We start from the raw sequence: 8,134 nt of genomic DNA, 5'->3' as shown, positions 1-8,134 counted from the left end.
GATGAGGGGCGTGCCGGTCTCGGGGTCGGGGACGACCACGCACGGCAGGCCGAAGACGTCCTCGACGAGGTCGGCCGTCAGCACCGCGGCCGGGGGGCCGGCAGCGACGATCGACCCCTGGCGCATCGCGATGACGTGGGTGGCGTAGCGCGCCGCCTGGTTCAGGTCGTGCAGCACCGCGACGACCGTCCGACCCGCGGCGTGCAGCGCGGACGCCAGCTCGAGCACGTCGTACTGGTGGGCGATGTCCAGGAACGTCGTCGGCTCGTCGAGCAGCACGATGTCGGTCTCCTGCGCCAGGACCATCGCGATCCACACTCGCTGCCGCTGCCCGCCGGAGAGCTCGTCGACGCTCCGGTCCGCCAGCTCCACCGTCGACGTCTGCTCGAGGGCGGCCTGCACGGCACGCCGGTCGGACCCGGACGACGGGTGCAGCAGGTCCTGGTGCGGGAACCGCCCGCGGGACACCAGGTCGCGCACGGTGATGCCGTCCGGGGCGATCGGCGTCTGCGGCAGCATGCCGACCCGCCGGGCCACGGCCTTCGGACGGTAGGAGTCGATCGGCGCTCCGTCGAGGTACACGGTGCCGGCTCGGGGCTTGAGGGTGCGTGCGAGCGACTTCAGCAGCGTCGACTTGCCGCACGCGTTCGGGCCGACGATGACGGTCAGTTCACCGTCGGGGACGTCCACGTCGAGCGCGTCCACCACGATGCGGTCGTCGTACGCGAGCGTCAGCCCACGCACGCCGAGCGCGGTCGTCGGGACCCCGACCACGCTGGTCGGCAGTCCGGCTCCGGCGTTCAGTTCTCGGCCTTGCCGTGTCGCCAGTACCCCATGAACGCGACCTGCTTGCGGTCGATGCCGACCCCGCGCACCAGGTGCCGTCGGAGCTCCTTGACGCAGCCGGCCTCGCCCGCGATCCAGGCGTAGACGGGGCGCGACTCCTCGGTGGCCGGCACGTCCCAGAGGACCTGCTCGTCGACGTCGACGTCCGCCAGCTCGACGGTGTCCCCACAGGCGGGACCCGCTGCGACGGGTGCAGCACCGGCGACGACCGTCGACGCCCACGCGTGCACCTGGTCGGTCATGCGGACGCCGTGGGTCGCACCGTTCCGGGCGATCCAACGGACCTCGACCCCGGCGGGCGCGGTCACGGGCAGCCGGTCGGCGTCGGTCGGCACCTCGATGAAGACGTGTCCGACGGTCGAGACGTCGAGCGCCTCGAGGATGGCGCAGATCGCAGGGGCGGCGGTCTCGTCCCCGGCGAGCAGGATGCGGTTCGCGTGCCCGGGTGCGAACTCGGCGGCACCGGTCGGCAGGTCCTCGGGCGACTCCGGCACGCGGGGTCCGACGATCCGGAGTTCGTCGCCGACCCGACAGGACGACACCCAGCGTGATGCGGGCCCGGCGTCGCCGTGTGCGACGAAGTCGATGTCGAGCTCACGGGCATCGGGCCGGAACGAGCGGACCGTGTAGGTGCGCAGTGGGTTGCGTTCCGCGTCCGGCAGCGCACGCCAGGCGGCGTACCAGTCCTCGTCCTCGGGCAGTTCGGAGAACCCCACACCGTCGAGCGGCAGCACGACCTTGATCCGCTGGTCGAGCCCGACCGAGGAGAAGTCCGCCAGGGCATCGCCCGTCAGCGTCACCCGGACGAAGTGCGGGGTGAGCGACGTGACCGCTGCCACACGGACGGAGAAGACGCGGTACCGGGTTGCCACGGATCCGAGTATGGCATGCCTTACCTAACGTCTCCAGACCTCCGGACGGTGCGAAGATCGCTTCCGTGCCCGATGCCCCCGACGACGAATTCGCAGACCTGGCCACGCTCGCCCGCGCGAGCGGCGTGACGGAGCCGCTCCGCGCCTCCAGGCAGGCGGTCCGCACCGCCGACGGGCAGGAGACGTCCGCCATCCGGTGGGGCGACCGGGAGGCCCGGATCACCTACCTGCACGGGCTCGGCATCGACGCCCACAGCTTCGACCAAACCGCGCTCGCCGTCGGCGAGCCGGCGGTCGCCCTCGACCTGCCCGGCCACGGGCGGTCGTCATGGCGGGACGACGCGGACTACGGGGCGTCCGTGACGGCGCCGACCGTGCTCGCGGCGCTCGACGCCCTGGAGGTCCCGCCGGGAATCGTCGTCGGGCACTCCCTCGGCGCGATCCTGTCGGCACGACTCGCGGCCACGGCACCGGAGCGGGTGACCGGGCTCGTCCTCGTCGACATGTCGCCGGACTTCGCGCAGCGGGCGGTCGACCGGATCGCCCGCGCGCTCGAGGCCGAGGAGCCGTTCGCCACCCTGGACCAGGTCGTCGACCGGGCGATCGAGGCACGCGTCGGCGACGACCGGCACGTGCTGCTGCGTGAGGCGCGCCACACCACGCGGCTCGGTGACGACGGAGCGCTCGTGCGGCGCCACCACTTCCCGCACCTGCCCGCCGGCCGCACGTCGTCGGTGGGGCGCTTCGCCGACGCCTGGCCCGACCTCGAGGCCCTGCGCGTGCCGATCCTGCTCGTCCGCGGCGACCGCGGGTACGTCTCGCCGAAGCTGCACGCCGCGTTCGCCGAGCGGCTGCCGGAGGCCGAGATCGTGACGGTCACCGCACGGCACGCGGTGCAGAACCAGGCGCCCCTCGAACTGGCTTCGGCGATCCGGGCATGGGCCGCACGTCACGGATTGTTGCACCGGATCGATGAACCGTCGCGGGACCGTACCGGCCCCCGGTAACCTCGTGCGAGCGCGAGCTGTGACCATCGCCCTCGCGTCCGGAAGGAACCCACACCCCATGAGTCCGCTCCTGCCCCGCCGTCCCGCCCGGGCTGCGCGCACCACGCGCCTCGGACGTGCTGCCCTCGCCGCCACCGCGGTCGCCGTCGTCTCCGCCCTCGCGCTGACCGGCTGCTCCGGCTCGTCGAACGAGGACGGCGGCGCCGACGCCACCGTCCGCGTCGGCCTGGTGCTCGAACCGACCAGCCTCGACATCCGCACGCAGTCCGGTGCAGCGCTCGACCAGGTGCTCATCGACAACGTGTACCAGGGGCTCGTCGGCCGGACCGCCGACGGCGACATCCGCGACGTGCTGGCCTCCGAGCACGAGGTCTCCGACGACGGGCTGACGTACACGTTCACGCTGCGCGACGGCATCACCTTCCAGGACGGCAAGGACGTCACCGCGGCCGACGTCGTCTGGTCGCTCGAACAGGTCAAGTCGAACGAGACCTACGTCGACTCCGCCAAGCTCGCGGGCGTCACCTCGATCACGTCCCCGTCGACCGGTGTGGTCGAGCTCAAGCTGGCGAAGCCCGACTCGGACCTGCTCTGGAACCTGACCGGCCGCTCCGGGCTGGTGCTCGAGAAGGCCGCGACGAACGACCTGTCGGACACCGCGAACGGCACCGGCCCGTACGAGGTCGCGAGCTGGAAGCAGGGCGACTCGCTCACCTTCGACCGCAACGACGACTACTGGGGCACGAAGGCGAAGGTCGCGAAGATCGTCTTCCGGTACATCACCGACCCGTCGACGGCCGTCAACGCCATGGCGAACGGCGACCTCGACGTCCTCAACCCGGTCGACGGAACACTCAAGAGCCAGCTCGACGGCAACTCGGACATCGCGCTGCACTCCGGCAAGACGACCGACAAGTACACGCTCGCGTTCAACGACCAGAAGGCGCCGTTCACCGACAAGAAGGTGCGCCAGGCGATCCGGCAGGCGATCGACCCGAAGGCCCTCATCAAGGCCATCGGTGGCACGGGCGTCGAGCAGGGCGGCCCGATCCCGGAGCTCGACCCCGGGTACGAGGACCTGACCGACATCGACGCGTACGACCCCGACAACGCGAAGCAGCTCCTCGCCGCCGCCGGTCAGGAGAACCTCAAGCTCACGCTGACGTACGCGAACATCTACCCGGCGACCATCGGCGACGTGCTCAAGTCGCAGCTCGCCGACGTCGGGATCACCCTGACCGTCAAGCGCGTGGACTTCGCGACCTGGCTGTCGACGGTGTTCCAGGCGCCGAAGTCGGGTGAGCGCGACTTCGACCTGTCGATGGTGGACCACGTCGAGGCCCGCGACTTCGGCAACTGGGCGAACCCCGACTACTACTTCGGCTACGACAACGCCGAGGTGCAGTCGCTGTACGCCGAGTCGATCGCGGCCACCGACGAGGACGCCAAGGTCAACGCCCTGCGGAAGGCCGCGAAGATCGTGAGCGAGGACGCCGCCGGCGAGTGGCTCTACACGGCCACCGAGATCACCGCGGTGCGCTCCGGCGTGACGGGCTTCCCGGTCGACGGCGGCAACTCGCGACTCGACCTGTCGAAGCTCGCCGTCAAGTGAGACGACCCGCGCCCGGAGCTCCGAGCACGTGACCCGGTTCCTGGTCGGCAGGCTGCTGCTGTTCGTCGTCGGGCTGCTCGTCGCGAGCGTCATCATCTTCGCGACCCTGCGGGTGCTGCCCGGCGACGTCGCACAGGTCGTCGCCGGCACCCAGTCGACCCCGGCGCAGGTCGAGCAGCTCCGGCAGCAGCTCGGCCTCGACCGGCCCGTCGTGGTGCAGTACCTCGACTGGATCGGCGGGGTGTTCCGCGGCGACCTCGGCCGGTCCCTGGTGACCAACGGGCAGGTCGCGCCGGAGATCGCGCAGAAGCTGGCGATCACGCTGCCGCTCGCGGGCATGTCACTCGTCACCGCGCTCGTGGTCGGCGTCCCCCTCGGGGTCGTCGCCGCGGTGCTCCGCCGTCGACCGGGCGGCGCCGTCATCGGGTTCGTGGCGCAGGCCGTCGCCGCGATCCCGGTCGTCTGGGCCGGCATGCTGCTCGTCGCGCTGTTCGCCGTCACGCTGCACTGGCTGCCGACCCAGGGCTTCCCGCTCGACGGCTGGTCCGAGCCGGGGCGTGCGTTCGCGTCGCTCGTGCTGCCCGCCCTGACCATCGGCGCGGTCGAGGGTGCCGTCATCCTGCGCTTCACCCGGTCCGCGACGCTGTCGGTGCTCGACGCCGACCACGTCCGCACCGCGGCCGCGATCGGGCTGACGCGCACGCAGGCGTTGCTCCGGCACGGGCTGCCCTCGGTCACCCTCACCGTGCTCGCCGTGCTCGGGGTGCAGATCGCCGGGCTGCTGGTCGGAGCCGTCGTCGTCGAGCAGCTGTTCTCGCTGCCCGGGGTCGGTCGCATGCTCGTGACCGACGTCGGGCGCCGCGACGTCACCAAGGTGCAGTCCGAGCTGCTCGTGCTCACCGGGCTCGTGCTGCTGGTCGGCTTCGCCGTCGACGTCGTGCACCGCGCCCTCGACCCACGCCAACGCGAGGTGTCCGGATGATCCGCCGCCTGCTCTCCCGCCCCACCGGGGTCTTCGCCGTCGTCGTGCTCGGCCTGCTCGTGGTGCTCGCCGCGGTGTCGCTCGTGTGGACGCCGCAGGACCCGTTCCGCGCCGATCCGTTCCACCAGTGGGAGGGCCCGAGCGCGGCGCACTGGTTCGGCACCGACGCCGCCGGCCGCGACATCGCGAGCTACCTGCTCGCCGGCACCCGCACCACCGTGCTCGTCGCCGTCGGGGCCGGGGTGATCGCCAGCGTCGTCGGCATCGTCCTGACCGCGATCGGGTCGCTCACCGCCCGCTGGGTGCGCGAGGGCACGGCCGTCCTGCTCGACATCCTGGTGGCGTTCCCGACCCTGCTGACCGCGATGCTGCTGACCGCGGTGTTCGGCGGTTCGCTCGGGGTCGTCATCGTGAGCGTCGGCCTGTCCTTCGGCGTCACGATCGCTCGGGTCGCCCGCGGCGAGATCCGGCGCATCGCCCGGAGCGACTACGTCACCGCGGCCCGGGCCTCCGGCGTCGGTGGTGTCGGGGTGCTGTTCCGCCACCTGGTGCCGAACGCCGCGCCGCTGTTCACCGTGCAGCTCTCGCTCGCGATGGCCACCGCGGTCCTCGCCGAGGCCGGTCTGTCGTACCTGGGCTACGGCGCGGGTTCGGACACGGCGTCGTGGGGCAACCTGCTCTCCGACCTGCAGACCTACATCGGCGTGCACCCGTGGAGCGCCACCTGGCCGGGAGCCGCGATCGCGCTGGTCGTCGCCGCGCTCTCCCTGCTCGGTGACGCGATCCGCGACGCGACCGACCCACGGCTGACGACGAACGACCGCGCAGCGGGCGGCGACCGCCGCGCCGACCCGGCCACGACCACCCCGGGGGTGACCGCATGACCGACCGCAGCCACAGCGACACCGGCAGCCACAGCGACACCGACACCGGTGGGCTCGCGGTGGTGGGGCTCTCCGTCCGCATCGCGGGGCGGACGATCCTCGACGACGTGACGTTCACCGTGCCTCCCGGCGAGCGCGTGGGCGTGATCGGCGCATCCGGATCCGGCAAGTCCATGACCTCGCTCGCCCTGATGGGCCTGGAGCCCGCCGGCGCGACCGTCACCGGCAGCATCCGCCTGGACGGCACGGAACTCGTCGGCCTGCCCGACCGGGAGCGTGCGGCGCACCGCGGATCGGGCATCGGCATGGTCTTCCAGGAGCCCGGCACCGCCCTCGACCCGCTGCGCCGCGTCGGCGCGCAGATCGCGGAGCCGCTGCGCCTGCACCGCGGACTCGACCGGCGGGCGGCACGCGCCGCGGCGACCACTCTGGCGGCGGACGTCGGACTGCCGGACCCGGAATCGCTGCTGCGGCAGTACCCGCACCGGCTTTCCGGCGGGCAGCGTCAGCGGATCTGCATCGCGATGGCGATGGCCGGGCAGCCCGCGTACCTCGTGGCCGACGAGCCGACCACGGCGCTCGACGTCACGACCGAGGCGCGGATCCTGGATCTCTTCGAAGGGCTACCCGCGGGCATGGTCTTCGTCACGCACGACCTCGCCGTGCTCGCGCGGATCACCGACACCGCCGTCGTGCTCGACGGCGGACGGGTCGTCGAGCAGGGCTCGGTGGCGTCGCTGCTCGCCGCGCCGCAGCACCCCGCGACCGTCGCGCTCGTCGACGCCGCGCGCGCCACCGCCCGTCGTGCCCGTCCGTCCGGAGGCTCCGCATGACCGCCGTCCTCGACGGGGTCGGGCTGCACCGCACCTACCGGCTCCCCCGCCGCGGGCCCTTCGAACCGGGCCCCGTCCGCACCGCCGTCGACGGCGTCGACCTGACGGTCGCCTCCGGCCAGCGACTCGGGATCGTCGGCGAATCGGGATCCGGCAAGTCCACCCTGGTGCGGCTGCTCGCCGGCCTGGAGGCACCTTCCGCGGGTTCCGTGACCGCCTCCGGTCGTCCGGTGGTGGCGTCCGGGTCCGCGGCCGCGATGCGCTGGTTCCGTCGCGAGACCGGGGTGGTGTTCCAGGACCCGTACGCGTCCCTCGATCCGCGGATGCGCGTCGGCGCGATCGTCGGCGAACCGCTGCGGGCACTGCGGATCGACGGGGACCACCGGGCGCTGGTGCGCGACGTGCTGGAGCGGGTCGACCTGCCGGCAGACGTCGTCGACCGGTACCCGCACGAGTTCTCCGGTGGGCAGCGGCAGCGCATCGCGATCGCCCGGGCCGTGGTGCACGGGCCGCGGATCCTGTTCGGCGACGAGCCGATGAGCGCCCTCGACGTGGTGGTTCGGGCACGGGTCATCGAGCTGTTCCGCTCGCTCGCCGACGACCTCGGGCTGACCCTGGTGCTGGTGTCGCACGACATCGGTGTTGTCCAGCGGCTGTGCGACACCGTCGCGGTGATGTCGGCCGGGCGCATCGTGGAGCACGGGCCGGTGTCGTTGCTCGATGCGCCGGTGCACCCGGTGACGCGGGCGCTGGTGGAGGCTGCGCCGACGCTGCCGTAGGGGCGGGGCGGGGCGGCACGCGATTCGCGACATCCCACGAGTCGATCGACGCGTGGGATGTCGGAACATGCACACGCACCGCATGCACGTGCATGATGCGACGATCCACGAGGTGATCGACGCGTGGCCTGTCGGACCATGCACACGCACCCACCTCGCTCCCCATCGCGTCGCGAGGGGTGTGCGACTCCTGTTCGACTGGGCGGGACTCCTTGCCCACTGAGCGGGACGCCGGGACGATCGACCTGCACCGATCGCTTCTCGAAGGGGAGAACGCATGAGCAAGTCGCACGACATCACCAGGCGCACGGCACTCGGA

The 8,134-nt window shown here is 72.3% G+C and carries 8 protein-coding genes; 6 read left to right on the top strand and 2 right to left on the bottom strand.

Going from position 1 to position 8,134, the window contains the following annotated elements; translation table 11 throughout:
• Together GVL05_RS19330 and GVL05_RS19325 are read right to left on the bottom strand one after the other, a co-directional pair.
• On the bottom strand, positions 1 to 774 hold a 774-nt coding region (locus GVL05_RS19330; RefSeq protein ID WP_235036077.1), incomplete at its 3' end, for an ABC transporter ATP-binding protein.
• Between the two features lie 26 nt (positions 775 to 800).
• Positions 801 to 1,718 carry a siderophore-interacting protein gene (locus tag GVL05_RS19325; protein WP_235036076.1) on the bottom strand — a complete coding sequence of 306 codons (918 nt, stop codon included), beginning with the start codon at positions 1,716 to 1,718 and terminating at the stop codon, positions 801 to 803.
• 65 nt (positions 1,719 to 1,783) lie between these two features.
• Here GVL05_RS19325 and GVL05_RS19320 point away from each other — a divergent pair, with 65 nt between their 5' ends.
• Genes GVL05_RS19320 through GVL05_RS19295 form a run of 6 tightly spaced genes read left to right on the top strand, consistent with a single transcriptional unit; the run spans position 1,784 to position 7,815 of the window.
• Positions 1,784 to 2,725 (top strand): alpha/beta fold hydrolase, encoded by a 942-nt coding sequence (locus GVL05_RS19320; protein ID WP_159574196.1) that lies wholly within the window; start codon positions 1,784 to 1,786, stop codon positions 2,723 to 2,725.
• Between the two features lie 58 nt (positions 2,726 to 2,783).
• Positions 2,784 to 4,337, top strand: coding sequence for an ABC transporter substrate-binding protein (locus tag GVL05_RS19315; protein WP_159574195.1), 1,554 nt, complete (start codon positions 2,784 to 2,786; stop codon positions 4,335 to 4,337).
• A 28-nt stretch (positions 4,338 to 4,365) separates the two neighbouring features.
• The gene (locus GVL05_RS19310; RefSeq protein WP_159574194.1) at positions 4,366 to 5,319 is read left to right on the top strand and encodes an ABC transporter permease; all 954 of its coding nucleotides are present in this window, start codon (positions 4,366 to 4,368) and stop codon (positions 5,317 to 5,319) included.
• Positions 5,316 to 6,203 carry an ABC transporter permease gene (locus GVL05_RS19305; protein ID WP_123937752.1) on the top strand — a complete coding sequence of 296 codons (888 nt, stop codon included), beginning with the start codon at positions 5,316 to 5,318 and terminating at the stop codon, positions 6,201 to 6,203. Before GVL05_RS19310 ends, GVL05_RS19305 begins: the two co-directional genes overlap by 4 nt.
• Positions 6,200 to 7,036, top strand: coding sequence for an ABC transporter ATP-binding protein (locus GVL05_RS19300; protein WP_159574193.1), 837 nt, complete (start codon positions 6,200 to 6,202; stop codon positions 7,034 to 7,036). The genes GVL05_RS19305 and GVL05_RS19300 overlap by 4 nt, the downstream gene beginning before the upstream one ends.
• The gene (locus GVL05_RS19295) at positions 7,033 to 7,815 is read left to right on the top strand and encodes an ABC transporter ATP-binding protein (protein ID WP_131846461.1); all 783 of its coding nucleotides are present in this window, start codon (positions 7,033 to 7,035) and stop codon (positions 7,813 to 7,815) included. Before GVL05_RS19300 ends, GVL05_RS19295 begins: the two co-directional genes overlap by 4 nt.
• The last annotated feature ends 319 nt before the right edge of the window (positions 7,816 to 8,134 follow it).

This window comes from Curtobacterium sp. 18060 (assembly GCF_902706105.1).
Classification (GTDB): Bacteria; Actinomycetota; Actinomycetes; order Actinomycetales; family Microbacteriaceae; genus Curtobacterium.
Note: the sequence above shows the minus strand (reverse complement) of the source record. Positions and strands in the feature narration are given on the sequence as shown.

Coding starts and splice junctions, on each gene's coding strand:
- GVL05_RS19315 (WP_159574195.1), top strand. CDS start 2,784: ATGAGTCCGCTCCTGCCCCGCCGTCCCGCCCGGGCTGCGCGCACCACG.
- GVL05_RS19305 (WP_123937752.1), top strand. CDS start 5,316: ATGATCCGCCGCCTGCTCTCCCGCCCCACCGGGGTCTTCGCCGTCGTC.
- GVL05_RS19300 (WP_159574193.1), top strand. CDS start 6,200: ATGACCGACCGCAGCCACAGCGACACCGGCAGCCACAGCGACACCGAC.
- GVL05_RS19295 (WP_131846461.1), top strand. CDS start 7,033: ATGACCGCCGTCCTCGACGGGGTCGGGCTGCACCGCACCTACCGGCTC.